Origin of the sequence: Natronomonas sp. (assembly GCF_046483325.1) — an archaeon.
Classification (GTDB): Archaea; Halobacteriota; Halobacteria; order Halobacteriales; family Haloarculaceae; genus Natronomonas.
On record NZ_JAWODL010000051.1, the window covers coordinates 1 to 25689 of the forward strand.

26 protein-coding genes and 1 pseudogene are annotated in these 25689 nt (G+C 61.5%); 15 read left to right on the forward strand and 12 right to left on the reverse strand.

Annotated elements, in window-relative coordinates; genetic code table 11:
• Nucleotides 1-287 precede the first annotated feature (287 nt).
• Together R6U53_RS14405 and R6U53_RS14410 are read right to left on the reverse strand one after the other, a co-directional pair.
• On the reverse strand, nt 288-1694 hold the full coding sequence (locus R6U53_RS14405) for a PAS domain S-box protein (RefSeq protein ID WP_410323069.1): 1407 nt from the start codon (nt 1692-1694) through the stop codon (nt 288-290).
• A gap of 55 nt (nt 1695-1749) precedes the next feature.
• The gene (locus tag R6U53_RS14410; RefSeq protein WP_410323070.1) at nt 1750-2133 is read right to left on the reverse strand and encodes a YlbF family regulator; all 384 of its coding nucleotides are present in this window, start codon (nt 2131-2133) and stop codon (nt 1750-1752) included.
• A 123-nt stretch (nt 2134-2256) separates the two neighbouring features.
• On the opposite strand from R6U53_RS14410, the gene dph2 reads away from it, so the two are divergent.
• The 4 genes from dph2 (at nt 2257) to R6U53_RS14430 (ending at nt 6827) form a co-directional block, all read left to right on the forward strand.
• Nucleotides 2257-3312, forward strand: coding sequence for a diphthamide biosynthesis enzyme Dph2 (gene dph2, locus R6U53_RS14415; protein ID WP_410323071.1), 1056 nt, complete (start codon nt 2257-2259; stop codon nt 3310-3312).
• Nucleotides 3313-3459: 147 nt separating this feature from the next.
• Nucleotides 3460-4314 carry an enolase C-terminal domain-like protein gene (locus R6U53_RS14420; RefSeq protein WP_410323072.1) on the forward strand — a complete coding sequence of 285 codons (855 nt, stop codon included), beginning with the start codon at nt 3460-3462 and terminating at the stop codon, nt 4312-4314.
• A gap of 454 nt (nt 4315-4768) precedes the next feature.
• Nucleotides 4769-5668: a permease gene (locus R6U53_RS14425; protein WP_410323073.1), complete on the forward strand. Its 900-nt coding sequence runs from the start codon at nt 4769-4771 to the stop codon at nt 5666-5668.
• Nucleotides 5669-5798: 130 nt separating this feature from the next.
• Nucleotides 5799-6827, forward strand: a complete 1029-nt coding sequence (locus R6U53_RS14430; RefSeq protein ID WP_410323074.1) for a hypothetical protein — start codon at nt 5799-5801, stop codon at nt 6825-6827.
• Nucleotides 6828-6848: 21 nt separating this feature from the next.
• Here R6U53_RS14430 and R6U53_RS14435 read toward each other — a convergent pair whose 3' ends face one another.
• Complete coding sequence (locus R6U53_RS14435) at nt 6849-7283, reverse strand: hypothetical protein (protein ID WP_410323075.1); 435 nt, start codon at nt 7281-7283, stop codon at nt 6849-6851.
• Between the two features lie 101 nt (nt 7284-7384).
• Between R6U53_RS14435 and R6U53_RS14440 the strand changes: the two genes are divergently transcribed.
• On the forward strand, nt 7385-8029 hold the full coding sequence (locus R6U53_RS14440) for an METTL5 family protein (RefSeq protein WP_410323076.1): 645 nt from the start codon (nt 7385-7387) through the stop codon (nt 8027-8029).
• On the opposite strand, the gene R6U53_RS14445 is transcribed toward R6U53_RS14440, so the two are convergent.
• Complete coding sequence (locus R6U53_RS14445) at nt 8030-9670, reverse strand: rhomboid family intramembrane serine protease (protein WP_410323077.1); 1641 nt, start codon at nt 9668-9670, stop codon at nt 8030-8032.
• A 56-nt stretch (nt 9671-9726) separates the two neighbouring features.
• Nucleotides 9727-10809 (reverse strand): phosphotransferase family protein, encoded by a 1083-nt coding sequence (locus R6U53_RS14450; RefSeq protein WP_410323078.1) that lies wholly within the window; start codon nt 10807-10809, stop codon nt 9727-9729.
• A gap of 157 nt (nt 10810-10966) precedes the next feature.
• Here R6U53_RS14450 and R6U53_RS14455 point away from each other — a divergent pair, with 157 nt between their 5' ends.
• Nucleotides 10967-12181 carry an acyl-CoA dehydrogenase family protein gene (locus R6U53_RS14455; RefSeq protein WP_410323079.1) on the forward strand — a complete coding sequence of 405 codons (1215 nt, stop codon included), beginning with the start codon at nt 10967-10969 and terminating at the stop codon, nt 12179-12181.
• A gap of 30 nt (nt 12182-12211) precedes the next feature.
• On the opposite strand, the gene R6U53_RS14460 is transcribed toward R6U53_RS14455, so the two are convergent.
• Together R6U53_RS14460 and R6U53_RS14465 are read right to left on the reverse strand one after the other, a co-directional pair.
• Nucleotides 12212-12892, reverse strand: a complete 681-nt coding sequence (locus R6U53_RS14460) for an HAD family hydrolase (RefSeq protein WP_410323080.1) — start codon at nt 12890-12892, stop codon at nt 12212-12214.
• The gene (locus tag R6U53_RS14465) at nt 12889-13851 is read right to left on the reverse strand and encodes an MBL fold metallo-hydrolase (RefSeq protein ID WP_410323081.1); all 963 of its coding nucleotides are present in this window, start codon (nt 13849-13851) and stop codon (nt 12889-12891) included. The genes R6U53_RS14460 and R6U53_RS14465 overlap by 4 nt, the downstream gene beginning before the upstream one ends.
• A gap of 171 nt (nt 13852-14022) precedes the next feature.
• Here R6U53_RS14465 and R6U53_RS14470 point away from each other — a divergent pair, with 171 nt between their 5' ends.
• The 4 genes from R6U53_RS14470 to R6U53_RS14485 all read left to right on the forward strand — a co-directional run bounded on the left by R6U53_RS14470 (nt 14023) and on the right by R6U53_RS14485 (nt 18641).
• A complete protein-coding gene (locus R6U53_RS14470; RefSeq protein ID WP_410323082.1) occupies nt 14023-14799 on the forward strand; it encodes an SDR family NAD(P)-dependent oxidoreductase in 777 nt (258 codons plus the stop codon).
• 6 nt (nt 14800-14805) lie between these two features.
• Nucleotides 14806-15807: a TIGR04024 family LLM class F420-dependent oxidoreductase gene (locus R6U53_RS14475; protein ID WP_410323083.1), complete on the forward strand. Its 1002-nt coding sequence runs from the start codon at nt 14806-14808 to the stop codon at nt 15805-15807.
• A 49-nt stretch (nt 15808-15856) separates the two neighbouring features.
• Nucleotides 15857-17551 (forward strand): thiamine pyrophosphate-binding protein, encoded by a 1695-nt coding sequence (locus R6U53_RS14480; RefSeq protein ID WP_410323084.1) that lies wholly within the window; start codon nt 15857-15859, stop codon nt 17549-17551.
• Nucleotides 17552-17744: 193 nt separating this feature from the next.
• Nucleotides 17745-18641 carry a DMT family transporter gene (locus R6U53_RS14485; protein WP_410323196.1) on the forward strand — a complete coding sequence of 299 codons (897 nt, stop codon included), beginning with the start codon at nt 17745-17747 and terminating at the stop codon, nt 18639-18641.
• A 101-nt stretch (nt 18642-18742) separates the two neighbouring features.
• On the opposite strand, the gene R6U53_RS14490 is transcribed toward R6U53_RS14485, so the two are convergent.
• A complete protein-coding gene (locus R6U53_RS14490) occupies nt 18743-19219 on the reverse strand; it encodes a redoxin domain-containing protein (protein WP_410323085.1) in 477 nt (158 codons plus the stop codon).
• 106 nt (nt 19220-19325) lie between these two features.
• Nucleotides 19326-19574: pseudogene (locus tag R6U53_RS14495) on the reverse strand (hypothetical protein); the annotation flags it as partial.
• A 105-nt stretch (nt 19575-19679) separates the two neighbouring features.
• Between R6U53_RS14495 and R6U53_RS14500 the strand changes: the two are divergent.
• Nucleotides 19680-19955, forward strand: coding sequence for a glutaredoxin family protein (locus tag R6U53_RS14500; protein WP_410323086.1), 276 nt, complete (start codon nt 19680-19682; stop codon nt 19953-19955).
• A gap of 10 nt (nt 19956-19965) precedes the next feature.
• Here R6U53_RS14500 and R6U53_RS14505 read toward each other — a convergent pair whose 3' ends face one another.
• The gene (locus tag R6U53_RS14505; RefSeq protein ID WP_410323087.1) at nt 19966-20367 is read right to left on the reverse strand and encodes a cupin domain-containing protein; all 402 of its coding nucleotides are present in this window, start codon (nt 20365-20367) and stop codon (nt 19966-19968) included.
• 129 nt (nt 20368-20496) lie between these two features.
• Here R6U53_RS14505 and R6U53_RS14510 point away from each other — a divergent pair, with 129 nt between their 5' ends.
• On the forward strand, nt 20497-21258 hold the full coding sequence (locus R6U53_RS14510; protein ID WP_410323088.1) for an SIR2 family NAD-dependent protein deacylase: 762 nt from the start codon (nt 20497-20499) through the stop codon (nt 21256-21258).
• Nucleotides 21259-21282: 24 nt separating this feature from the next.
• Here the strand turns inward: R6U53_RS14510 and R6U53_RS14515 are convergent, their stop codons facing one another.
• Nucleotides 21283-22704, reverse strand: coding sequence for an FAD-binding oxidoreductase (locus R6U53_RS14515; RefSeq protein WP_410323089.1), 1422 nt, complete (start codon nt 22702-22704; stop codon nt 21283-21285).
• Nucleotides 22705-22881: 177 nt separating this feature from the next.
• Here R6U53_RS14515 and R6U53_RS14520 point away from each other — a divergent pair, with 177 nt between their 5' ends.
• The 3 genes from R6U53_RS14520 to R6U53_RS14530 all read left to right on the forward strand — a co-directional run bounded on the left by R6U53_RS14520 (nt 22882) and on the right by R6U53_RS14530 (nt 25000).
• Nucleotides 22882-23853, forward strand: coding sequence for a zinc-binding alcohol dehydrogenase family protein (locus tag R6U53_RS14520; protein ID WP_410323090.1), 972 nt, complete (start codon nt 22882-22884; stop codon nt 23851-23853).
• A 58-nt stretch (nt 23854-23911) separates the two neighbouring features.
• Complete coding sequence (locus tag R6U53_RS14525; protein WP_410323091.1) at nt 23912-24241, forward strand: CHY zinc finger protein; 330 nt, start codon at nt 23912-23914, stop codon at nt 24239-24241.
• A 207-nt stretch (nt 24242-24448) separates the two neighbouring features.
• Nucleotides 24449-25000, forward strand: coding sequence for an NUDIX hydrolase (locus R6U53_RS14530; protein ID WP_410323092.1), 552 nt, complete (start codon nt 24449-24451; stop codon nt 24998-25000).
• A gap of 3 nt (nt 25001-25003) precedes the next feature.
• On the opposite strand, the gene R6U53_RS14535 is transcribed toward R6U53_RS14530, so the two are convergent.
• On the reverse strand, nt 25004-25576 hold the full coding sequence (locus R6U53_RS14535; protein WP_410323093.1) for a peptidylprolyl isomerase: 573 nt from the start codon (nt 25574-25576) through the stop codon (nt 25004-25006).
• Nucleotides 25577-25689: the final 113 nt, after the last annotated feature.

Genomic DNA, 25689 nt, shown 5'->3' on the forward strand with positions numbered 1-25689 from the left:
ATTTTGAATAATAGAATTGTAAAACTTCACAGCAGCTCTAAACCAATAAAACTGGAGGGGCTCTTGGCCACACTCGCGCAACACAGCCCAATTTGGGGTACCACTTTCCTATTTAGATTAACAGCCAAATACAAAGGCAATTGAGCAGAAGGCTTGCTCTCAGAGTAATCTCTCAAGGGTAAACCAAACCAGTTGTGGTACACTGTAATCTTCTTCCTGTATGTCCTCAAAAACCCGGGCGGTTCGTCCGCCCCCCGAGCGGGCTCCGGTCGCGGAGTGAATCGTGGCTACCGCCCGTCGTAATCTGGATGCCACCGGGACTGAAATTCGAACCGTGCGCCGTGGGGATCCGTATCCGTGAGTTCGAACCACCAGCCGTGGGCGTCGGCGATTGCCTCGACGATCGTGAGACCGATTCCGGTGCCGCGTTCGAGCGTCGTGTAGCCGAATTCGAAGACCGAATCGCGGTTGTCGGCAGGGATTCCGGAGCCATCGTCCTCGACGTAGAAGCCGCGATCCAACGGACCGACGCGGACGGTTGCGCTCGGACCGACGTGATCGACGGCGTTCCGAAAGAGGTTCTCGAACAGCTGTAGAACGCGGCCACTCTCCCCGTGTATCGTCCCGAGAGCCCCGTCGATGGTGAGAGTCGCCTCGGCCGTCTCCACGTTCGACCACGCGGATTCGACGAGCGGTTCGAGCTCCAACTCTACCATGCCATCGACGGTCTGTCCGTAGCGACCGAGGGAGCGGAGATCGGTGATGAGCGTCCCCATCCGCTCGAGGGCGTCGCGGACCTTATCCAGCGGCTCCGTCGAATCCTCCTCGATCGCGACGTCGAGCCACCCGGACGCGACCGAGAGCGGGCTTCGAAGATCGTGACTTACCGTCGCGGAGTACTCCTCGAGCCGCTCGTTTTGCTGTTCGAGCAACCGGCGGTACTCGCGGCGCTCAGTGACGTCTGAAACCACCGTTACGACCCGGTCGACCGTCCCGTCGGTGTCGAAGATCGGCGCGGCGTTCACCGAGAGCCAGACGGTAGCTCCGTTTGGGCTCTTGATCCCGTGTTCGAAATCGAAGACCGCCTCACCGTTTTCGAGGGCGATGGCTACAGGCAGTTCCGATTTCGGGAGAGCCGTTCCGTCATTCTTCATCGGATGCCAGCGGTCGTCGCCGTAGGTCCGATCCGTTATTTCGTCGTGATCGAGTCCGAGGACGGATTCCGCGCGATCGTTCGCATCGAGGATAGCACCGTTCGCGTCGACGATGACGATGCCGACCGGACTCGTCTCGAACATCCTACCCAGCATTTCGGTGTGGTTCGATAGTTCCACACGGCCGGGTTCACGTTCGGAGACGTCCCGGATCGCCGAGAGGTGGACCCCGGGACGGATGTCCGCACTCGCGGCGTATTCGACGGTCCGAACCTCCCCGTCGGGACGGTGAATATCGAGTTGTCCTCGGGAGCGACCGTTCGATACGAAGTCTTCCCACATCGCTTCGGCGTCGATATCCGCCGAAACGAAGTCCGCGATCGACCGTCCGATGAGCTCCTCCCTTGAGCAACCGAACAGCTCACAGGAGGCCTCGTTCGCGTGGATATAGATTCCGTCGTCGTCCGTCAAAAGGAGCGCGTCGAGCGTTCCCTCGAACACCGCTCGGAACAACCGGTCATCGGTCGGCACTGCGGCCATACCTGCGACATACACCGGTGGTATCAAAAGGGTTCGTACCGGGGAACCGCCCGTCTCAGTCCTGACAGCAGCCGCCGGCGGTCTGCCCGAACTCGACTTCAAGCGGCTCAGAGATGATGTAATCGATCTCCTGCAGCTGGAGTTCGACGTCCGACTTCGCGCGAAGGTACTCGGCCATCTTGGCGTTGTCGTGGAGTTCCTCCTGGGCGGCCTGCAGTTCCCGGAAGTCGTCGTTCGAGGCGGTCCCGGCCTCTCGAGCCATCAAGAACTCCTCGCGAAGCCGTTCGAACGACTCCATCTCGCGTTGGAGCTGTCTATCCGTCTCGATAGCCTCCTTCGCTTCGATGAAGGCCCCGTAGGCCGGGAGTTCGGTGATCGCTTCGCCGAGTTCCTCGGCGAGTGTCGTCGCCTGTGCTTCGGGGGTCGTCTCGACGCTCATTGGCCGCGCTTCGGATCGGTGTCGTATAGACGTGCCGGATGCGGACAGCTGTCGACCTCGACGCGGCAAAGGGAGCGTACCGAAACGCGGCTGTTTTACGCCCGCACCCACAATCGATCGGTAATGAGCCACGAATCGGACGCCGAACGAACGCCGGGTGACCTCCGGAACACCGGGATGGCGCTCAAACACGAACGCACGTGGGACTACGAACTCGATCGGATCGTCGAGGCGGTCGAAGAACGCGACGCAAAGAAGGTGGGCCTGCAGTTTCCCGAGGGGCTAAAGCGCCGCGCCGGCAGGGTCGCGGACGATCTCCGGGAACTGCTGCCCGAGGGAACGAACGTACTTATCTCGGGACAGCCCTGCTACGGCGCCTGCGACCTCGATACGTATATGATGCGGCGGACGGACGTGTTCGTCCACTTCGGACACTCCCCGATGAAGGAGTCCGAGAAGATCATCTACGTGCCGCTGTTTTCGAACGTGGGCGTGACGTCGATCATGGAGGAATCGCTGGAAGAGCTCACCCCGCCCGACGAAGACGACACCGTCGGCCTCGTGACGACGGCCCAGCACATGAACAAATTCGACGAGATGCAGTCGTGGCTCGAAGCCCGCGGCTACACCGTCGAGACGCGTCGCGGCGACGAGCGATTGACTCACGAGGGGCAAGTGCTCGGCTGCAACTACGCGTCAGCGGACGTCGACGCCGAGCAGATCCTCTATGTCGGCGGCGGGAAGTTCCACCCGCTCGGACTGGCGATGGAGCACCCCGACAAGAGGGTGATCATCGCGGACCCCGTCAACAACGTGGTCACGATCGCCGACACCGAGAAGTTCTTAAAACAGCGTTACGGCGCCGTCCACCGGGCGATGGACGCCGAGGAGTGGGGCGTCGTCTTCTGTACGAAGATCGGGCAGGGGCGGTGGGACGCCGCCGAGGAGATAGTCGAGAACAACGAGAACGCCTACCTGTTGACCATGGACGAGGTCACTCCGGATCGGCTGACCAACTTCGGCTTCGACGCCTACGTCAACACCGGTTGTCCGCGAATTACGACCGACGACGGCCCGCAGTTCAAACAGCCGATGCTCACCCCCGGCGAGTACAAGATCGCCATCGGTGAGGAGCCACTCGACAGCCTCGAATTCGACACGTTCCACGGCACGTGGTAAATCTGTAGTAACGCCGAACCGAAATTATCGCCGAGCGGTATAGGGCGCTCCGAGATATTGATCGGAGACGGGAGAACGAAATACAGAGAGAATCCAGGCATCTGGAAGGACCTCTGGCGTGCACTTCGTCACACCGATCATCTCGGTGTGGGCCCCATCGACAACGCGCTATGGGATCTTGCGGGGCATCACTACGACGAGAGCGTCTCCACGTTACTGGGCGGCTACCGTCATAGTCTCCCTACTTACGCGTCGACCACGTTCGTCGACGACAACCGGGGCCTCGACAGCCCCGGGGCGTTTGCCGACTACGCTGAAGACTACCTGGAACGCGGGTACGAAGGGTTCAAATTTCACGGCCATCCAGATACACGCCCCGAGTTCGATATCGCCATCTGCGAAGCACTGGACGAACGCGTTGGTGGCGAGTTGGACCTGATGATCGACTCCTCGAGCCTCTATGAGACCTACGCTAACGCGGTGAAAGTCGGGCGCGCACTCGATGATCTCGACTTTTTTTGGTACGAGGATCCGCTCTACGACGGCGGCGTGAGTGGGACCGTGGTTCGGAAACTCGTCTCGGAATTCGACACGCCGATTCTGGGGCTCGAACACGTCCGGACCGGGCCATACGGTACCGTCAACCACCTGGCCGACGAGGCGGCTGACCTCGTCCGAGCGAGCGCTCACCTGGACGGCGGCATTACGGGCGTGATGAAGACTGCCAACGCCGTCGAGGGGTTCGGTCTCGACGTGGAACTACTGCTCGGCGGCCCCGCACACATGCACGCGATGAGCGCACTGCGAAACTCCAGTTACTTCGAGCACGGTCTGCTCCACCCCGAGAGCAACTGGTTGCTCAATCAGGGATACGAGGGTGAGCCCGAATCGATCGCTGAGGACGGGACAATGACGGTCCCAGACGGACCGGGTCTCGGGGTCGATATCGACTGGGAGTTCGTCGAGGAACGACTCGCCGATCATACCGCCATCAGCGCGTAGTGTAGGGCGATAGTTAGTTCGAAAATAGTAGCCGTTTCAGTAGCGTTTCGACCGTCGAGTCACTAGTTCTCCGCCTTCTCGATCGACGGAGCCGGGCGGTACAGTTTCGGCCGAGTATACTCGTTCACAAAAATAACTGAAACGATCGCCGACAACGCCGATAGATTCCGAGACGGTAGATTTACCCCGGCCTTGTCGATAACACCGAAACGGTTTCCAGCACAGAGTATGGCCGCCGAAGCGCGTCACCGACAGAGGGTTTCGACGGGATCGAACGGCTCATTTCTACGTGAGTAGGACAGATATCAGGGTAGTGTTTAAGCGAGTACCGTTCGGCCGGAACCACCCTCGGACGGGACTGAAGCGGGCTACACTCGACGAGGTCACTCCTATTTATCCACGACCGCGCGCACAGGCCAAACAGTCATAGGGGTTCGGCCGAAATGGCCGCCAAATGGCTTCCGCCGACACGGCCGACGGGGACCGACTCGTCGGGCTATACCGGACGTACATCGGGGAACCGGACCGCCGGACGGACGTGTATCTCGGGTTCGCGCTCTTTTTCGGCGGCTTGGGTCTCGGAGTTCTCGGACTGTTCCTGTTCGTCCTCGAACGCGCCGTCCTCGACGGGCTTGTCTTTTCGATCCGGGAGATCGCGTTCGCGATCGGCGCGCTCGGGCTCCCGCTCGTGCTGGTCGCCGTCGTCGTCCTCTTGCCCGCCGACCGCCGCGCGCTGTATATCGCGGTGGGTGGGTTCGCCGTGGTTGTCGTAGCGGTCGGGTTCTTTATTGCCGTCTATCCGTCGAACTGGAACTACGGCACGCCGGATTACAGCCTCCACGGCGTGACGGTCTACGCGGTCGGTCTGATAAGCACGCTCGCTGCAACCGGTTCCGCGCTCGTCGGCTACCACGTAGAGCGCGTCGAAGGCGGGACAGCGACCGTCGAAGCGACGGCCGAAACGAACGAGACAGCGGGGACGATCGAGGCCGAAGATCCCGCGGCCACGGCGGCGAAGGTACAACAGGACATCGACGAGGCCATGTCCGAGACCGAGATCAACTGGGGCGGCGTCGAGAAAGTCGAGACGGAGCGGCTCCGGATCACGCCCGACGAGAACCTCGAGGGTGAGTCGCTCGATCGGGAGTCGGCGAAGGTTCATCGCTCGGCGGGCATCGACGACCAGCTCTCGGCGCTTCGGGGGATGAAAGGCGGCGAACAGCGGACCGACAGCGGCAGCGGCGTCGACGAGCAGGCGGCGGCGTTACAGGAGCTTCGAGAGCAGAAACGACGGGAGGCCGAAGCGGAGGAGACTGGGCTCGTCGATCAGGTGAGATCGTATTTCGGCAGGTAGCGACCGATCGGAGTTCGGACGGAGGCGACCGATTACGACGCGATCCATACAGTGTGAACGATACGCATCGGTAGACAACGGGACGGAAAACGGGGACTAGTTTTATTAGGCCACCAGCGACGGTTCTGGTATGGCCCGTGGCATTGACGTCGGGACGATGAATCTCGTCTCGGCCAAACAGGACGGCAGCGAGACGGTCTTCGTATCGCAGCGGAACTCCTTCGTCGAAATCGATTACAGCGACATGGCCGAGCGGATGCTCAGCCGATCCGACGTCCTCCACATCCGAAAGGACGACAACGTCTACGTCGTCGGCGACGACGCATTGAATTTCGCGAACATCTTCAACGAGGAGACGCGTCGCCCGATGAAACACGGGATCCTCTCCTCGGAGGAGAAATCCGCGATCCCGATGATCAAACTCATCCTAGAGCAGGTGGTCGGCGAACCGGACCGGCCGAACGAGCGTGTCTACTTCTCAACGCCGGCAGACCCGATCGACTCGGATCTCTCGACGCTGTACCACCAGAAGACGCTCGAATCGTTCCTCGGCGACATCGGCTACGATCCCGAGCCGATCAACGAGGGGATGGCCGTCATCTACTCCGAACTCGCCGATCACAACTTCACCGGCCTCGGGATCTCTTTCGGCGCGGGGATGACGAACGTCTGTCTATCCTACTACGCGGTCCCAGTCATGACGTTCAGCGTCGCCCGCGGCGGCGACTGGATCGACGAGCAGACCGCGACCGCGACGGGCGAGAACGTCGATAAGGTCACCTCGATCAAAGAGGAGGACTTCCGACTCGACTTCACGACCGACGCCGGCGGGGTCGAGGGCGCGCTGTCGATCTACTACGACAACCTGCTCGATTACGTCATCGAGAACGTGGTTCAGGAGGTCAACGACGAGGACGTAGAGGAGGGTCTCGACGTTCCGGTGGTCGTGACCGGCGGTACCTCCAGCCCGCCGGGCTTCGAAAAACTTTTCCAGGAACGCATGAGCAAAGCCGACATCCCGTTCTCGATCAGCCACGTCAGAAAGGCCGACGAACCGCTCTACAGCGTCGCCCGTGGCGCGTTGGTCGCGTCGCGAACCGAGGAGGGAAGCGGTACTAGCGGAGCCGAAGCCGGGGCCGAAGTCGAAGCCGAGGACTGACGACGGAGAGCCGTACCCCGCTCAGGGCTCCCCGCCCTTTTCGCCCGAGTGGACCGCGAGATGGCTGTAGAGCTCTCGCTGTGTGTCGAACGCCGATCCGCAGATCCCACAGACTAGCCGGTCGGCCGATCCGTCGGCCGCCTCGAACGCCGCCGCGAGGGCGGGGTCGGGACGATCGACGCGGACGACGGTCGGTTGGGGCGCGGCTTCGTCGGCCGGCTCAGCGCCGAGAACGAGTTCGATCGCCGGCTCGCCGTCGATCACCTCGACGGTCACCGAACCGGACGCGGCGGCATCGGGATATCGTTCGATCGCGTCCTCCCACGAGTCGAGCGATCGCTGTTCACCGCGATGTTCGACCGGAACGCCGACGTAGCCGCACGTCTCACAGCCGACGGTCCCGCGCCCCCCGAAGCTGTATCTGTCGAGTTCGCCACCACAGCGGGGACACTCCATACCTGGCGTTACACCGGCGGTGAAAAGAATGTACGCCCACGGGTGAATAACTTTCAAGCATATACAGATTTATACGTATGCCTACAGAGTATTATACGACGATGACAGAGGGGACGCCGGGCGCGACACGACGGCGGTTGGCCCAGGAACTGGCGGTCGTCGCGGGCTTCGAGAATCCGCGTGCGCCGCTCGAACAGTACCACACGCCGCCGGATCTGGCCGCACATATCGTCCACGTCGCCGATCTACAGGGGGACATCGAGGCGCAACCGATACTCGATCTCGGCTGTGGGACGGGAATGCTCGCACTCGGGGCGGCGCTTCGAGGTCCCGAACGGGTCGTCGGGCTGGACATCGATCCGGCACCGCTTGCGACGGCGAGTGAGAACGAGCGGCGCGTGGGCGCGATGACCGACGTCTCGTGGGTTCGCGGCGACGTGACTGCGGTCCCTCTCGTCCGGAACGGGCTGGCCACGGTCCTGATGAATCCGCCGTTCGGTGCACAGTCCGGCAACGAAGGCGCGGACCGGGCGTTTTTGAAAACGGCCGCGGAGATCGCGAGCGTCTCGTACTCGGTACACAACGCGGGCAGCGAATCGTTCGTCGAAGCGTTCGCCGCCGACAACGGCGGCACCGTGACGCACGCCTTCGCTGCCGAGTTCGAACTGCCGAAACAGTTCGACCACCACACGTCGGCGTCCCGATCGATCGACACCGAGGTGTACCGAATCGAGTGGACCACCTAACTACCGGGGCTTTTGGGCGATTCGTACCCGCGTCTCATCCCGTTCGACGAACAGGCTTCGCTCCTCACGAGCGAAGGTGAGTCCGCCAGCGGTCGCCGTTTCGTTGTCGGCCGGGAGCGCCGTCGAACCGATCAGATCGCCCCGGTAGTACACCGTGGCCTCGAACCGGTCCTCGACGGGGACGATCGAGACGTTTCGACCGTCGACGATCGCATCCGAACGCGCGGGATCGGCTCTGAATACGATCGGTCGCTCCTCGGCGGTCGTGGGGCCGAGACGGACGTTGTGCGTCGAGTTCCCACCGGCGACGGCCCACGCGTTTCGCGTCGCGCGAAGGTCCTCGTTCCAGGTGAGTCCGCCGATCCGGATGGTGGCGGCCTCGTTCGCTTCGAGACGCGCAGCGGAGACCTCTTCCCACCAGATGTTCCGTCGTTCAGAGACGACGATAACGCCGCTCGCGTTGATGCGTCCGTCGGTCACGTTTTCGCCGCCGGGGATCGGGATCGCGGGGACGAACTGGTTTCCGACATCCTCGGCGTAGAAGACGGTATAATCTCTGACTTGGATCGGCTCGGCGTCATCGAAGCCGGTGGCTGGATCCTCCACCGTATAGAGGTTTAGCGGGACAGCTACGAACGAGATCGACAAGAGCACGGCCAAGACCAAACCGAACGCCGCCTCCCGACGCGAGAGGTTGATACTCGGGAGCAGCTCGCGGGGCGTCGCGGTCGCACCGCTCGCCACGAGCGCCGCGAGGACGAAGACCGAAGCCATTCCGAGCGCGCGAAAGAGCCGAAAGGTCTCAGAGCCCTCCGGGACGTAAATCGCCCACAGCCCTCGATCGACGGCGAACGCGAGCGCCGCGAGCCAGACGTGTTCCGGTTTCGGCCGAACGTTGCGGTGATACAACAGCGCGGTCCCGGCCGTCACCCCGACCAGGAGGCCGAGCGCGTGGCCCTGGATCGCGACCCCTGCCCACCACGGCCGTGAAAAGGTTTCGATGGCAGTTCGCTGGAGTTCGGGGACCAACACCGCGTTGTACAGTTGCGTGACGATCCGGGTCGAGAGAGCCACGACAGCGGTCGCGATCGGGAATCGAACGAGGGCGAACCCGACGAAGGCGAAGACGACACCTGAGAAACCGATCACGGGACCGAGCCCGAAGACCGACGTCAAAATGGCTACCGTGGCGATCGCACAGACCCAGAGTACGATCCTGACGAAGGGGTTCGAAAGCGGCGACGAAAACGAGGCGCTCCCCCGACGACGCGGGAAGTGACTCCACGCGTACTCCGCGAGCGAACCGAACACAAGCGTCGAGAGCAGATTGCTCGTGACGTGTCCAAATCCAGAGTGGGCGAAACCCGACGTGAGCATCCCGAGCGGGTACAGATAGCTGTACGCTCGAAACGGGATATCGATCGGGTTTCGCGGATTCGCGAGGCCGTCTTGGACGAACAGATAAAAGCAGGCCACACCGACGACGGCAATGAGCGTTCCCCAGGGAACGCCCATGACGAGCCGTTTTCGAGCCACCAGTCCCCACCGACCGCGAGGGTGGCTCAGGTACACGAGCGCGGCGAGAGAGACGAGAACCCCCACGACGAGGACGAGATACCACGCGAGGGTCACCGAATCCATACCCGGAGCGTGGATCGGGCGGACAAATAAGCTCCCGGTTGCGTCAATGGGGCCGCTTAGATCGTCATCTCGCCGTCGATGATGGCGAGCGCCTGCTCTGCGAGCGCGGGAACACCATCCCGCATCTTCGGGTACATCGGGTCGTCAGCGTTCCCTTCGAGGTGTCGGCGGAAGAACATCTCACCGAGCCCCGCGAGCTTGTACGTCGCGAGCACCCAGTAGAACGTCGGGTCGTCGTATTCGAAGCCGGTCTTTCGCTCGTAGCGATCGATGAGGTCCCGGCGCGTCGGATAGCCCTCGCGCGTGATGAACGGCTGTGCGAGCGACGGTGTGGCTGGTTCGGGATCCTTCCGTTCGCGCCAGTAAAAAAGCATCCAACCGAGGTCGGTGAACGGGTCACCGAGCGTCGATAGTTCCCAATCGAAGATCGCCGCGATCTCCGGGGCGTCAGAGGGACCGAACATCACGTTGTCGAGTTTGTAGTCGCCGTGAACGAGCGTGTGGGGGTATTTTTCATCAGCGGGGACGTTCGCCTCGAGCCACTCCATGACCTCGTATAACTCCTCGACCTCGCGTTCGTCTTCCGTGACTTTGAACGCCCACTTCAACTGTTTCGACCACCGCTTGACCTGCCGTTCGGTGAACCCCGGCGGGTAGCCGAAGTCGCCCTCTTTGAGCCCCACGGCGTCGTAATCGACGTTGTGAATCTCGACGAGCCGATCGACCATCTCGTAGCCGATCCGCTCTCGCTTTTCCGGCGTGCCGAACCGCTCCGGTTCGGTGTCGCGGAGCACGTCACCGTCCTGTCGCTCCATCGCGTAGAACTCACTGCCAGTGACCGATTCGTCCTCGCACGCGAGAACTGTCCTCGGGACGCGCACGTCGGTGTCCTGAAGCGCGTGGATGACCCGGTACTCCCGAAGTACGTCGTGGGCGTTTTCGGCGATGTCGCCCGGCGGAGGACGGCGAATGACCAACTCCAGATCGCCCCAGGTGACGAACAGCGTCTCGTTCGAGTGACCTTCCTGGTGGTGTCGGACATCGTACTCGTCGACGGAGCCCAACTCGGCCGTCAGATACGATCGGAGCGAGTCCTCGTCGACGATTCGACCGAAGTACTCGGGGTCGGTCTCCGTCATGTCGACTCACCACCCGATGTTACTAACATTGTAAGATCACATGTGAGATACTCTCCCAAATATCTGCCGAAGTGCCTCGAAATACGGGCGCGAACGCGGAAATCGGACGGCTATACCGAGCCACGGGATTTACAATGTTTTACACACAAGCGGTGACATGGACTATCACGAGTCACCCGAAGCGACGAAACTCGCCGAACGCGCCCGCGAGTTCGTCGACGAGATCGTCATTCCGACGGAGCGCGAACAGCTCGGCGGTGGGCCACCGGACGACGACGTGATCGCCGATCTCCGCGAGAAAGCCCGCGACAGAGCGGTGTATTGCCCACAGATTGACGAGGAATACGGTGGGATGGGACTGGAGTTTCGGGACGTGTTGCCGCTGTTCGAGGAGGCCGGCCGATCGCTTCTCGGTCCAGCCGCGATGCGCGTCGACGCACCGGACGAAGGCAACATGCACACGTTGGAACTCGTGGGTACCGAGAGACAGAAGGCGGAGTACCTCGCGCCGCTCGTCTCGGGTGAGATTCGGTCGGCGTTCGCGATGACCGAGCCGCGAGACGGCGGTGGTTCGGATCCGAAGATGCTCTCGACGACGGCCGAGTCCGACGGCGACGAATACGTGATCAACGGCCACAAGTGGTGGACGACGCAGGGACGCCACGCCGATGTGTTGCTCACGATGGCGATCACCGACCCCGATGCACACCCGTACAACGGTGCCTCGATTGTTCTGGTTCCAGCGGACGCCGACGGCGTCGAATTCGTTCGCGATATCCCACACCTCGGCCCTGATCTGGACGGACACGGCCACTCGGAGTTCCGTTTCGACGACGTTCGGGTCCCCCGTGAGAACCTTCTCGGCGAGGAACACACCGGATTCACGATCGCCCAACAGCGACTCGGGCCGGCCCGATTGACCCACTGTATGCGGTTTTCAGGTATGGCGACGCGCGCACTCACCATCGCAAAGGCGTACATGTCCGACCGCTCGGCGTTCGGGACGAGTCTCTCGAACAAGCAGTCGCTGCGGTACGAGATCGCCGACGCCGAGACCGGCCTTCACGGTGCGCGAACGATGATACGTCACGCGGCCCGTGAGATCACGCGCGGCGAAGAGTCTCGAATTCCAGTCTCGATGTCAAAAGTCTTCGCCGCGGATGTCGCACAGGACGCGATCGATCTCGCCATTCAGTGCTGCGGCGGTGCCGGGATGTCTCGCGATCTGCCGCTGGCCGACTTTTATGAGGCCGTCCGTGCGTTCCGGCTCGTCGACGGCGCGGACGAGGTGCACAAACGCGTCATCGCTCGCGACGCCTTCGACGGTGCGGTCGATCACCTCGACGAACTGGAGAACTTGCCGAGGTTTTAATCGCGTCGGGGAGCTCACCGAGGGGCCACGTCAACCGTCGATCCCAACGATCCCCAGCAGTTCGTCGAGACCGTCTATCTCGTACGTCGTCTTCGGTCCCGTCGCGTCCGATCCGTACCCCACGGTGTCGATACCGAGTGCCGCCGCGCCGACGATATCGTGACCGTACCGATCGCCGATCATGAGCGTCGCGGACGGATCCGCGTCCAGCGCGTCGAGCGCGTTCCGAAACATCCGTTCGTCCGGTTTCGTGTACCCGACGGCTTCGGACGTCGTAACGTGATCGAAGCGTTCGCGAACGTCGAAGGCATCGAGTATCAGGTGGGCTTCCCGCGTGTCGATATCGGAGACGATCGACTGTCGAACCCCGGTCTCCGAGAGTCGAGTGATCGTCTCGACCGCGCGTGGTTTGGGTCGAACCGCGGCCGACACCGCCGCTTCGAGTCGGTCCATCCAATCGGTTGGTGGGGTCTGGTCGAAGAGTTCCGCCGTCGCTTTCTCGTAGCCGTCGCGAGCGAGGCGGTATCGGGGCTTCTCCCGCCGTTTAAAGTGCTCACCGAGGGTCGAGGTCCACCGATCAAGCGCAACGTCCGAATCTAGCCCCGCTTCGGCCGAAATACCCTCGATAAACGCCGCATATCCCTCCCGAATCGATCGAAGTTCCACAATGACGCCGCCGATATCCCAAAACACCGTTCGGTACGACCTCATACGTGGTATCGCTGGACTCCGTCGATACTATCGCTTTCGAGTCGTCCCGTCGTTTCGAGGTACGCCAGGGCGCTCATCGTCTCAGGGATGAGGTAGTTGACATCGTGTTCACCAGCGATGGCCGCCGCGAGCGAGGGCGCCGTCTCGGTCCCCTCGGCGACCAGTTCGACGAGTCGATCGAGGCGACGATTGAGGCTCGATCGGTGGTGCTCGACAACCGCGTCGAGATCGTCGTGAACGGGTCCATGACCGGGGTAAACCCGATCGACCTCGAGGTCGGCCAGTCGATCGAGTGCGGTGTAAAACGCGCCGAACGCGTCGCGATAGCCGTCGTCGAGTCCGTCGTGTATGACGATCGGCCGGAACGAGCGAATACCCATATCCCCGGCTAAAAGCACTCGTTCACCGTCGATGGTCGTCCGATAACCCAGGTGATCCGCTTGATGGCCAGGCAGATGGACCGCGTCAACGGTGAGGTCGCCGACCGTTGTCGAATCGTCGGGCTCGATCCACGTGTCGACGGCTGAGGACGGCAGCAGTTCGGCATTCCGTTCGAGTGATCTGACGGCCATCCCGACGACGGTTTCGAGTCGTTCCCCCGAAAAGCCCGCCTTGAGGCAGTTACGTCGGACACGATCACCGAGTGCATCGGGCGACCCCCCGAATCGCTCGCGCACACTCGCAGGCGCGTATACGGTCGGATCCGTCGCTTGGAGAACGTTCGAGACGCCACCAATGTGATCGATATGTGGGTGTGTGATCAGGACGTGTTCGATCTCGGAGAGCGAACACCCATGTTCCGCGAGGGGCGCTTGAAACGCGTCATCACCCTGCGGGAACGCCGCGTCGACGAGAATCGGTTCGGGCCCATCGATGAGATAGCACGCGACGTGACCCGGTGGCCACTCGACGTCGAACTCCAACCGATGAATTCGCCACCGCCTGCTCCGTGTTTCCATTCGCTGAAATCTCGATTTCCCGGCGGTATAAATCTTTGTTTCGTACAACCTCTTTTTTGTTTACCAATGTTTGAAAAACCCACCTCGAACTTACCTTTATTAATGGTTGGGGCGAAGCGAGGAGTACATGCCATCGACGAATCTCCGGGCGGGGACGAGGAGTGAGAGACGGTGACTCAACGGTTTTCGGTCGACGGGAAGACGGCCGTGATTACCGGATCGAGCCAGGGAATCGGCGCTGTCACGGCAAAACAGTTCGCCGCTGAGGGCGCGAACGTCGTCGTCACGTCGCGATCACGAGACCGGATCGAAGCGGTCGCGACGGAAATCAACGGAAGTGACAGCCCCGGCGAGGCGATCGCACTCGAGTGCGACGTGCGCGATCGCGACGCCGTCGCGAGCCTCGTCGACGGGACCATCGACGAGTTCGGCCGGATCGACTCGATGATCAACAACGCCGGCGCGTCGTTCATGGCGAACGTCGACGACATCTCCGAAAACGGCTGGAAGACGATCGTCGACATCAACCTCCACGGTACGTTTCACTGCGCACAGATCGCCGGACAGCGGATGCAACAGCAGGACCACGGCGGGACGATAATCAACTTCTCGTCGATCGCGGGGACGATGGGCTCACAGTATATGAGCCACTACGGGGCGGCGAAGGCCGCGGTCGTCAACTTCACCACGTCGCTGTCGGCCGCCTACGCGGAACATGGGATCCGCGTCAACTGCGTCGCACCAGGACTCGTCGGAACGCCGGGGGTCGCGTCCCAGATGGGGATCGATCCTGCCGATGTCGATCGCGAGGATATCCCGAAGGAGATCGGGCTTCCCGAAGAGATCGCCGACATCGTCCAATTCCTCGCGAGCGACGCCTCATCGTACATTGTCGGCGAAACGATAACCGCACAGGGCGTTCCACCGCTAGAGGACGCCCACCTGTAACCGACCATGACAGACCGAGACCTATTCTTGCCGGTGGCGGCACAGCCCAGCGTCGACTCGCTCGTCGATCAAGCGCGGCTCGCCGAGGAGGCCGGTTACGATACGGCGTGGCTCCCGGAAACGTGGGGACGCGACGCCGTCACGACGTTGAGTTGTATCGCCCGTCAAACCGACGAGATCGATATCGGAACGTCGATCATGCCCGTGTACTCGCGATCGCCGGCGCTCATCGGCCAGACCGCGGCGACCCTTCAGGAAGTATCGGAGGGACGATTTCGGCTCGGACTCGGGCCGTCAGGGCCGATCGTCATCGAAAACTGGCACGGAGCCGAGTTCGGGAACCCGCTGCGCCGAACGCGCGAAACGGTCGAAATCGTCAAGAAGGTGCTCTCCGGAGACGAAGTGACCTACGACGGCGAGTACTTCGATCTCGGCGGATTCCGCCTTCGGTGTGAGCCACCGAATCCGGCACCACCGGTCGACACGGCGGGCATGGGACCCAAAGCCGTCGAGTTGGCCGGGCGGTTCGCCGACGGTTGGCACGCCCTGTTATTTACCAGAGCGGGACTGAGAGATCGGCTCGAAGACTTCGATCGCGGGTCGGATCTCGGCGAGCGTGATCGATCCGAACAGCGAGTCACCCTCTCGTTGACCTGCTGTGTCGACGACGATCCGGAGACCGCCAAGCGACTCGTCAAGCAGCACACCGCGTTCTACGTCGGGGGGATGGGAACGTTCTATCGGGATAACCTCGCCAGGCAGGGGCACGAGGAAGTCGCCCACGAGGTCCACGAAAGTTGGCAAGCGGGTGAAAAAGAGACGGCCATGGACTCACTTCACGATGATCTGCTCTCGAAACTCGCCGTCTGGGGACCCCCCGAGACAGCGCGCGAACGCTTCCGGCAGTTCACCGATATCGATGGCCTCGATGCGACCTCGGTGTCGTTCCCTCGAGCCGCTGACTCGGCGCAGATCGAGACGACGCTGCGAGCGCTCGCCCCTGAGTGAGCACACATCGGCGGGCGGATTTATATCGCTGGCCTCACCAGCAGGTTCCATGACGGATTCGTACACCGGCGCGGACCTCTTCGTGGATGCGCTCGAACGGTACGGCGTTCGCCACGTGTTCGGTAACCCCGGAACGACCGAACTCCCGTTGATGAACGCTCTCTCGGCGAGCGACGTCGAGTACGTTCTCGGTCTTCAAGAAGACATCGCGACGGGGATGGCTGCGGGTTACGCCTCGACGCGAAGATATCACGCCGATCGCGATTCGAGTATCCGCCCAGTCGGCGTCGCGAACCTGCACGTCACGCCGGGACTTGCCCACGGACTCGGGAACGTCTTCGGCGCGATGTACGGCGGCGCGCCCGTGGTCGTCACGGCCGGCAATCACGAACTCGATTTTCGACACGAAGAGCCGATACTGACCGGCGACCTGGAGAAGTTAGTCGAACAGTTCTGTAAGTACTCCGCGGAAGTCACGCACGTCGAGGCGCTGCCGATGCTCGTCCGCCGGGCGTTCCGAACCGCGTTGACGCCGCCGACCGGTCCGGTCTTTCTCGCCCTCCCAGCGGACGTACTGATGACCGAAACGGACGCTGCTCCCGAACGGCTCGGTCCGATACCCGACGCCGGTCGCGGCGATCCGACACAGATCGAAACGGCGGCGGACGCCTTCGTCGAAGCCGATCGGCCGGTGCTCGTGCTCGGCGATCAGGTGGCCCGTGCCGGCACCGGTGCGATAGAAGCGGCGATCGAACTCGCCGAATCGGCGGGCTGTCGCGTCCACGGGGAGATCCTCGCGAGCGAGGTAAACTTCCCGACCGACCACGACCAGTGGGTCTCGTTTATCGGCCCGAGCGAAGGGATCGCATCGGCACTGATGAACACTGACACCCTCGCGTTGGTCGGCTGTTCGACCAATACGACGCTGCTCCGCCACGAAAATCCGCTCATTTCCGAGGAGACGACGACCATCCAGCTGTCGAGCGACGCCTTCGAGGTCGGGAAGAACCATCCAGCAGACGCTGCCATCGTCGGCGATCCGGGACACGTCATGCGCGAAATCGCGACACTGGTCTCCGATCGTCTCGACGAAGACGAGCGAACTGCTCGGCTCGATACCGTTGCCAACGCGAAGGCGAGCCTCGAATCGACGATGAAAGCACTCGGCGAGGACGAAGCCCCCGAAGGTGATTCTCGTGCGTCGAAGGGCGAACTCGTCGACGCCATGCGAGCGGTCGACCCCGACGTATACGTCGTCGACGAAGGTATCACTTCGACGTTCGCGCTGTTGACCCGATTTCCACTCCACGCCGAACAGTACCTCTCGAACAAGGGGGGCGGGCTGGGGTATGGACTCCCGGCCGCCGTGGGGGCCGCGCTGGCCGAATCGCTCCGGGACGATCCGCGGCGGGTCGTCGGTTACATCGGGGACGGATCGTATCTGTACTACCCGAACAGCATATATTCCGCCGTTCGCCACGATCTCGATCTGACCGTCGTGGTTTCCGATAACCGGAACTACCGCATTCTGAAGGAGAACACCGTGAAGATGCTGGGCGGCGACGAAGACGGCTACGAGTTCGTCGGGATGGATTTCGAACCGGCGGTCGACATCCCGGCGAACGCCGAGAGCCACGGCGCCCGCGGCCACCTCGTCGAGACCCCCGAGGCGTTCCACGACGTGTACGAGCGAGCGCTCGAGCGCGATGGAACGGACGTTATCGACGTTCTCGTTCACGATTGAGCGCCGGGCGATTTATATACAAGCACGGGGCCACACCGACCCATGCGCTGAACCATCGCCGGCGGATCGCCGAGGCCGTAGCGTGACGCATTCGCGTCCGCGATCCACGTCCGCCGATCGAGTCCGGATCGCCTGCTCGTAAGTCGGCAGGGATTTGTTCGCCGCGCTACAACGCCGTATCGTGTCACAGCGTTTGCAGCGGTATCTCCCCGCGTTGCTCCTCATCCTCGCGATTTTGTGGGGACTGTCGTTCCCAGCGATTTCCCTCGGACTGGAGTACCTCCCACCGCTGCTGTTCGCCGCGTTCAGGTACGACGTCGCTGCTGTGTTGCTGTTGGGATACACCGTCGTAACGAGCGACCACTGGTTCCCCTCGGGTCGGGACAACGCCGTCGCGATCGTTGGCGGTGGCGTATTTCTCATCGGCGGGAACGGGCTCTTATTTATCGGTCAACAGACCGTTCCGAGCGGCGTCGCTGCAATCTTACAGGCGCTCATCCCGATCGTCACCGCGCTGTGGGCGCTCGTTTTACTCGGCGAGCGCCTCTCGACGATGGGTATCGTGGGCGTCGCCGTTGGCTTTGTCGGGATCGGACTTATCGTCCAACCCGATTCGGGGAATCTACTCGACGGCGACACCGTCGGTCGGCTCATTATCCTCGGACAGATCGTGAGCGTCTCCCTCGGGGGCGTGCTCATCCAGCGTGCGAAACCGTCTATGGATCGCATCGCGATGACCGGCTGGGCGATGCTGGTCGGGGGCATCGTGCTCCACGCACTGAGCCTCACGTGGCGAGAGCGCGTTACGATGACCGCGACCGAACCGTTGGCGCTCGCCTCGATCCTCTATCTCGGCGTCTTTTCGACCGCTATCGCGTACATCATCTACTTTTTTGTGCTCGAGGAGCGCGGCGCGTTCGAAGCGAGTCTCGTCACGTATCTCGTTCCGATCGTCGGCACCACCGCTGGAGTATTCTTCCTCGACGAATCGATCGGTGTGGGATCGATCGTCGGCTTCGTCGTCGTGGTCACCGGATTTGCGCTGATGAAACGGCACGTCGTCGAAGATATGATAGCAGCGACCGGATAGGGGGGAACGCCGTCCGAGTCGAGTTCACGTAATGTCTGCAACGTCCGGCGGCGCGTACTGACCACCGAACCAGGCACGGTGAGTCCTCCCGACGGCGCTCGTCAAAGCTCGTCGATCGCCGCTTCGATCTCGGCTCTCGGAACCGGATCGATCCACTCGTCGGTCTCCCACGCGTACAGGATGACTCCGTCGTCGTCGAGGACGAACACCGCTCGCCTCGACGTCTCCGCTCCCGCCATTCCATCGCGTTCGACGAGTAAATCGTACGCATCAGCGACACCGCCGTCGCTGTCCGAGAAGATCGAAAAGGGGCTGTCGAGCTGGCGAAGAAATTCGTTAATCGAGTAGGGCCCATCGCGAGCGATTCCGTAGACGGCGAGACCGTCGAACGTGTCCCAACCGCGGGCGTCGTATCGCGTCCACCAATTCCGTGCGATGGCCGAAAAGACGAATCCGTCGAAGACCAGAACGCATCCTCGATCGCCGAGCGAATCGGACAGTGCGGCCGGGCGAAACGTTTCTCCGTTACACAACAGGGCTTCGAACGACGGTGCGGTCTCACCGACGGATGGTGGCATATCGAGGGATACGATCGCAGTCACTTAATTACGTGGCTGAAACGCCGTGGTATTGATCCCACACTCACCGGCCGGAATCGAAGGCAACGCCAGCCTCCGTCGTTCCGTGGCGGACGAAGGAGAGATAAAAGGGCTCTCCACAGCCATCCGCGTCCGGTTCCTGCGTCGATCCATCCGCTCCACAGACTAATCGGACGCCGTCCACGTCGTCGGCGTCGTAGTCTGCATCGACGGAGACGTACGTCCATCCCTCCAGCGGATACGGTGTGACCGATTTATCCGCGAGATAGCCATCGCGTTGTAGTTCGACGACGGTCTCACATCTGGGGCAGTAGTACGTAACGGGATGCGTCATACCGATCTTACGAGTCGAACCCGTTTGGGCGTATCGCTCGGGGCAGTCAATCACAACGGCCGCAAGCCAGCGTGGGTTTTTACCCCCTGCGATCGATACAACGGTATGACCGCGACGCTGTATCGACTGGAGGGGTGTCCGTACTGCGAATACGTCGTCGACGAGCTCGATGAACTGGGTGTCGAGTTCGAAAGCGTCTGGGTCGAAGGGCTCCACTCCAAACGCGACGAGGTGAAAGCCGTCACGGGACAACGACAAGTCCCGGTACTCGTCGACGACGAGTACGGCGTCTCGATGAGCCAATCGGTCCGGATAATCGAATACGTACAGACGACGTACGGTGACGCTGCTTCGAACGAAACCGCCGAGGGAGAAAGCTAGCGCGAGCGAATCAGCCGTCGAGGCTATGAGGGTCCAAACCGGGATCATCGACCGGCGGCGCACCGAGCGATAGAACGACGCCGCGCTCCTCGCCCACATTTCGGTGTCCGTGTCCGACTTCGGGTTCCGCAACCCAGAACGTGCCGGGACCGGCGTCGACGTATTCGGTCTCGCCCGATCGGCCGAGTTTCAGCGAGAATTCGCCCTCGAGAACGAAATAGAACTCTTCTTGTTCGCTGTGAGCGTGATACTGGATCTCCTCACCGGGGGCAAAATACCAGACAGTCGCGCGCATCTCGGACAGCCCCAGATGTTCACCGACGGGGCGGATATCGAGATCAGGCGGGACGTTTTCGATCTCCGAGAGATCTGTCAACGGGACGTCGTCGAGGTCGATTACGTTGTAGTCCATGACACGCGTAGCCACGAGGTACGGGGAGTAAAAAGTACGTGTTTAGTGCGTTGAATGAGACCGGGGCGTCGGCAATACGTCTCGAACTATCGGGGGAGCCGTTTTGACCGTCGGGTCCGCAGAACGACCATGGACCACGAGCAACTCGGCCCAGTCGTAGACGCGATTCGAGCCGCCGATTCCGTCGTCGCGATGACCGGCGCGGGTGTCTCGACCGCATCGGGGATCCCCGACTTCAGGTCGGAGGACGGCATCTGGACCGAGTACGATCCGAACGATTTTCACATATCACGGTTCCGTTCCGATCCCGAGGGATTCTGGCGAGAACGGGTCGAGATGGTCGAGGAGATGTTTCTCGGGGACATCGAGCCCAATGCGGCACACGAGGCACTCGCGAAACTCGAATCGAACGGCCATCTCCGGACCCTCATCACACAGAACGTGGATGGACTACACCAAGACGCCGGAAGCGAGGAGTTGATCGAGATTCACGGGAACGGTCAACGCGTCGTCTGCACCGGCTGTGAACAGCGGTTCGAGATCGATCCGGTCATGAACCGTGTTCGAGACGGCGCAGCGCCGCCGACCTGCGGCCACTGCGGCGACGTGCTCAAACCCGACGTAGTTCTCTTCGGCGAACGGCTTCCGGAAGAAGACCTGTACCGGGCTCGATCGGCCGCTCGTTCCGCCGACGTGTTTCTCGCGATCGGATCCTCGCTCACCGTCGAGCCGGCGGCATCACTACCGCGGCACGCCCGAACCAACGGCGGGACGCTCTGTATCGTCAACTTCGACCGGACCGAGCTCTCCGACCGTGCCGCGTTCGATTTTCGGGGTGACGTGACGGAGATCCTTCCGCGTATCGCCGAATCACTCGACGAGGGCCCCTGAAACGCGGCGTTATGACGATCCGTATCAATGCTCGGCCAACCGAACTCTAACACCGTCCTCGTCCGTTTCGGGGAAGATCTTCCCGGGGTTGAGTACGTCCTTCGGGTCGAACGCGGCCTTTATTTTCCGCATCATCTCGACGCCGGACTTGCCGTGTTCGGCCTCGAGGAATCGGCGCTTTCCCATCCCGATCCCGTGTTCACCGGTCGCAGTACCCCCGTACTCGAGTGCTCGGTTTACGACCGCGTCGTAGATTTCCTCCGCGGATCGGATCATCGCCTCGTCGTCGGGATCGACGAGCGCCGTATAGTGGACGTTCCCGTCACCAGCGTGACCGAAGCAGGGGAACAGGATATCGCGATCGTCGGCGAGATCCTTCGCGAACCGGATGATCTCCGGATATTTGCTGATCGGGACCGTCACGTCGCCGGGATGTCTCGGTGAGAGATCCGGGTCGTACTGCTGTACAGCGAATGCGAGATCGTCTCTGGCGCGCCACAACTCATCCATGCGATCGTCGCTCGATATTTCGAACTCGACGACACCGTGGGATTCGATCACCGACCGGAAGAACTCGATCTCTTCGTCGATGCCGTGGTTCGCGTGAAATTCGAAGAATATCATCGATCCGTCGGGGAGTCCGGCATCGAGGTAGTCGTTCGCCATCTCCGCGGCCAGTGGATCGATGAGTTCGATCTTTGCGGTGTCGACTCCGGATCGAACGGTATCGAAGACCGCCGCAGCGGCATCGTCCATCGATTCGAAGACCGCGCGTCCGCCTTTGATCTGCTCCGGCAGACCTTCGAGTTCGAGCGTCGCGCGCGTGACGACGCCGAGCGTTCCTTCGCTCCCGATAATGAGATTTTTCAGGTTGTATCCGGACGATGTCTTGACGGCTCTGCTTCCGGGCTCGATAACCGTTCCATCGGCGAGGACGACTTCGAGGTCCAACACCCAATCAGCGACCTCGCCGTATTTGACCGTCTTTTTGCCGGAAGCGTCGTTGACGATCATCCCGCCGATCGTCGAGAGGTTCGCCGACGACGGCATCGGCGGGAAGAACATGCCGTACTCCTCGACGGTTTCGTTTATTACGTTCCCCATCACGCCGGGTTCCACGTCGATCTGGAAGTCGTCGGGCCGAACCTCCAGCACGGCGTTCATTTTCGTCATGTCCATACTGATTCCGTTGAATAGGGGAACTGGATTTCCTTCGAGGGACGTTCCGGCGGCATACGGCGTCACTGGGACGCCTCTGTCGTTTGCGGCGCTGAGAATCGTCGAGACATCGGCCGTCGATTCGGGCCACACGACTGCATCGGGCGTGACTCCCTCACCGGTCTCCGCCGTCAGCCAATCGGTCGCATGATTGTCTAGCGCGGACGGTTCGAACGAGACCGTTCCGTCGATCTCGAGATCATCGAGAAACGAGCAATCGTAGGGCATATACAGAACGGATGACGCAATCGCTATAAACCTATCCGCGATGATCTCGGTATCGCTTACGCTGCGCGTTCGCGCGGCCGTGATAGCGGTGAGCCTCTCGACCGATCCGGAACCGCAATCGGCAAGAACGACCAATCGACCCGAATTTAATACAGTTCGTCCACGAAGATGACTACGATGGAAGCACTCACCGTCACCGAGTACGGCGATGCTAACGTGCTAGTAGTCGATGAGGCCGATCGTCCCGAACCGCAAAATGGACAGGTTCTCATCGAAGTCAAAGCGGCCGGTGTCAACTTCGCCGACATAATGCAGCGACGAGGACACTACCACGGTGGTCCGAAACCGCCATACACGCCGGGAATGGAAGTAGCCGGAGTGATCGCCGAAGTCGGCGAGAACGTCAACCGCGAGCCGGGAGAACGCGTCGTGTCGCTCGTCAACGGCGGAGGCTACGCCGAATATGCGATCGCGGACGCACGCGGTCTCCTCGAGATTCCCGACGGATTGAGTTTCGAAGAGGCCGCGGGGTTTCCCGTTCAATGGCTCACGGCACACAACTGCCTCCACGAGTGGGGTGAACTCGAATCGGACGAAACGGTGTTGATCCACGCGGCGGCGGGCGGCGTCGGAAGCGCGGCCGTGCAACTGGCTGACGAAGCAGGAGCGACTGTGATCGGAACCGCTTCCACGGACGAGAAACTCTCCCTCGCTTCGGACCTCGGAATGGATCACGGGATCAAGTACACTGAGGTCGATTTTACCGATCGGGTGGACGAGCTCACCGACGGCGATGGCGTCAATCTGGTGTTAGACGGAATCGGCGGTGAGACCACTGACCATAGTCTCGGTGCGCTGAAATCGTTCGGGAGGATGGTTTCGTTCGGCGCCGCCTCCGGCGAGCCGGGACGGCCGAACACCGCGGATCTGCTGTTCGGAAACAAGCGAGTCATCGGCTACCACCTCGGCCGCGCGTTGGACGAACGCCCGATGAAAGTAATGGGAGCAGTGCCGGAACTAACCGAACTCCTCGCGGGAGACGACCTCGAAGTGCAGATCGGAGACACGTTCGAGCTATCCGAAGCCGCCGAGGCACATCGGTTCATCGAGGAGCGTAAGTCGAGCGGCAAAGTCGTGTTACGTCCGTGATCCAATTGCAGCCGTACAATACACAGCCCGTGACTCACGTCGGCATATCCCGTTTACCGTGACTCGTAAGGACGTTTTCGGAGTCCAAATCGATTCCGAAACCAGGTGCACACACTACCACACCGAGGAGGACATCGTGGCCCTCCGCTTCGGCTGCTGTGGATCCTACTACGCCTGTTATAACTGTCATGCGGAACTCGCCGAGCACGATGCCGAACCCTGGCCGACGAAGCGTCGTAACGAACCGGCGGCCTACTGTGGCGTCTGTGAGACGACACTCACAGCAGCGGAGTACATGTCAGCAGAGAAGTGTCCCCACTGTGAAGCGGCGTTCAATCCCGGTTGTACAGCCCACTACGATCTGTACTTCGAGTGGATCGGGGAATAGCCCCAAGTTGCGGCTACTCGAACGTCGTCCGGCACGCGCATTTATATAAGAAAGCGAAACCAGACGACGTGTGCGCTAACCGACGACCGTCGACGATCACGGTGAATGTGTGGGGCATCGTCGCCGGACGGACACGCAATCGCTCCACCTGTTCGCCATTCGAGCGGGTAGACACCGTTTTGATCGACCCGTCCCAAGTCGTTACACATGGACGAGATTGACCTCACGTGGCAGACCCTCGGCTCCGAAACCGACTACACGTGCCCCGGATTCGACGTCGTTCGTGACGACGTTCGGCTTCCCGACGGAACTGAGACTGAGTTTCACTACGTCACGGAGACGCCGTCCGTCGTGATACTTCCGTTCACCGAGCAGGGCGACGTTATCGTCATTCGGGAGTGGCGGCAAGCGGTCGGTCGGGTCAACTACGGACTGCCGGCGGGGGGTATCGAAGACGAGGATAGCGATATTCGGTCGGCAGCTCGTCGAGAATTGGCCGAGGAAACGGGATACGAGGCGGATACGGTCGAGTTACTGACTGCGTACGAGCCAGCCAACGGTCTCTTCGACTCGACACATCATTACGCAGTCGCCCACGGCTGTGTGCCGAACAGCACCCAGCAACTCGATGACAACGAATCCATCGCGGTCGAGACGACGACGTTCGAGAAAATAAAAGACATGTCGGCACGTGGAGAGTTACGCGACGGACGATCCGCCCTGGCCGTGTTGCACTACACCGCCCATATCGAGCCGTAGAGCCTACCGATCGATGGAAATCGATCCGATTTCGACGTCTTCGCGGGGCGCGTCGTTGCGGCCGGTCGGCACGGAGCCGATCTCCTCGACGACGCTCATACCATCTACGACCTGTCCGAAGACCGCGTGTCGGCCGTCGAGGTGCGGTTGCGCACCGAGCGTGATGAAGAACTGGCTCCCGTTCGTGTTCGGCCCGGAGTTCGCCATTGAGAGTATCCCGGGTGCTTCGTGAGTCAACTCGTCGTGGAACTCATCGTCGAACTGATAGCCAGGGCCGCCGCGACCCGTTCCAGTTGGATCCCCAGCTTGAATCATGAAGTCGTCGATGATTCGGTGGAACGGGACGCCCTCGTAGAGCGAGTCGATTCGTTTTTCACTGGTTTCTGGATCTTCCCACGCCCCCGTTCCGGGAGCGACCTCGGTCCCGTTGTAATCATCGGTCCCCGTCGCGAGACCGATGAAGTTCTCGACGGTTCGGGGCGCCCGTTCTTCGAACAGTTCGACGGTTATTTCCCCGTGGGTGGTTTCGATCGTCGCTATCGGGTTGTCGGGATCGGATATCGATCTATCGCTCATAATCGAACCAGGTGTCGGCCTCGCAAAAGACTGCCGGCTTTCGGGCTCGGATTCGTCACGACTCGCATCGCCAGCTCCGAGGCAGCCAACCGTAACGACACCGAACACAACGG

Coding starts and splice junctions, on each gene's coding strand:
- R6U53_RS14440 (WP_410323076.1), top strand. CDS start 7,385: ATGACAGAGGGGACGCCGGGCGCGACACGACGGCGGTTGGCCCAGGAA.
- R6U53_RS14520 (WP_410323090.1), top strand. CDS start 22,882: ATGGAAGCACTCACCGTCACCGAGTACGGCGATGCTAACGTGCTAGTA.
- R6U53_RS14475 (WP_410323083.1), top strand. CDS start 14,806: ATGACAGACCGAGACCTATTCTTGCCGGTGGCGGCACAGCCCAGCGTC.
- dph2 (WP_410323071.1), top strand. CDS start 2,257: ATGAGCCACGAATCGGACGCCGAACGAACGCCGGGTGACCTCCGGAAC.
- R6U53_RS14430 (WP_410323074.1), top strand. CDS start 5,799: ATGGCCCGTGGCATTGACGTCGGGACGATGAATCTCGTCTCGGCCAAA.
- R6U53_RS14500 (WP_410323086.1), top strand. CDS start 19,680: ATGACCGCGACGCTGTATCGACTGGAGGGGTGTCCGTACTGCGAATAC.
- R6U53_RS14490 (WP_410323085.1), bottom strand. CDS start 19,219: ATGCCACCATCCGTCGGTGAGACCGCACCGTCGTTCGAAGCCCTGTTG.
- R6U53_RS14480 (WP_410323084.1), top strand. CDS start 15,857: ATGACGGATTCGTACACCGGCGCGGACCTCTTCGTGGATGCGCTCGAA.
- R6U53_RS14425 (WP_410323073.1), top strand. CDS start 4,769: ATGGCTTCCGCCGACACGGCCGACGGGGACCGACTCGTCGGGCTATAC.
- R6U53_RS14435 (WP_410323075.1), bottom strand. CDS start 7,283: ATGGAGTGTCCCCGCTGTGGTGGCGAACTCGACAGATACAGCTTCGGG.
- R6U53_RS14510 (WP_410323088.1), top strand. CDS start 20,497: ATGGACCACGAGCAACTCGGCCCAGTCGTAGACGCGATTCGAGCCGCC.
- R6U53_RS14505 (WP_410323087.1), bottom strand. CDS start 20,367: ATGGACTACAACGTAATCGACCTCGACGACGTCCCGTTGACAGATCTC.
- R6U53_RS14530 (WP_410323092.1), top strand. CDS start 24,449: ATGGACGAGATTGACCTCACGTGGCAGACCCTCGGCTCCGAAACCGAC.
- R6U53_RS14465 (WP_410323081.1), bottom strand. CDS start 13,851: ATGGAAACACGGAGCAGGCGGTGGCGAATTCATCGGTTGGAGTTCGAC.
- R6U53_RS14515 (WP_410323089.1), bottom strand. CDS start 22,704: ATGCCCTACGATTGCTCGTTTCTCGATGATCTCGAGATCGACGGAACG.
- R6U53_RS14405 (WP_410323069.1), bottom strand. CDS start 1,694: ATGGCCGCAGTGCCGACCGATGACCGGTTGTTCCGAGCGGTGTTCGAG.
- R6U53_RS14450 (WP_410323078.1), bottom strand. CDS start 10,809: ATGACGGAGACCGACCCCGAGTACTTCGGTCGAATCGTCGACGAGGAC.
- R6U53_RS14410 (WP_410323070.1), bottom strand. CDS start 2,133: ATGAGCGTCGAGACGACCCCCGAAGCACAGGCGACGACACTCGCCGAG.
- R6U53_RS14455 (WP_410323079.1), top strand. CDS start 10,967: ATGGACTATCACGAGTCACCCGAAGCGACGAAACTCGCCGAACGCGCC.
- R6U53_RS14535 (WP_410323093.1), bottom strand. CDS start 25,576: ATGAGCGATAGATCGATATCCGATCCCGACAACCCGATAGCGACGATC.
- R6U53_RS14460 (WP_410323080.1), bottom strand. CDS start 12,892: ATGAGGTCGTACCGAACGGTGTTTTGGGATATCGGCGGCGTCATTGTG.
- R6U53_RS14445 (WP_410323077.1), bottom strand. CDS start 9,670: ATGGATTCGGTGACCCTCGCGTGGTATCTCGTCCTCGTCGTGGGGGTT.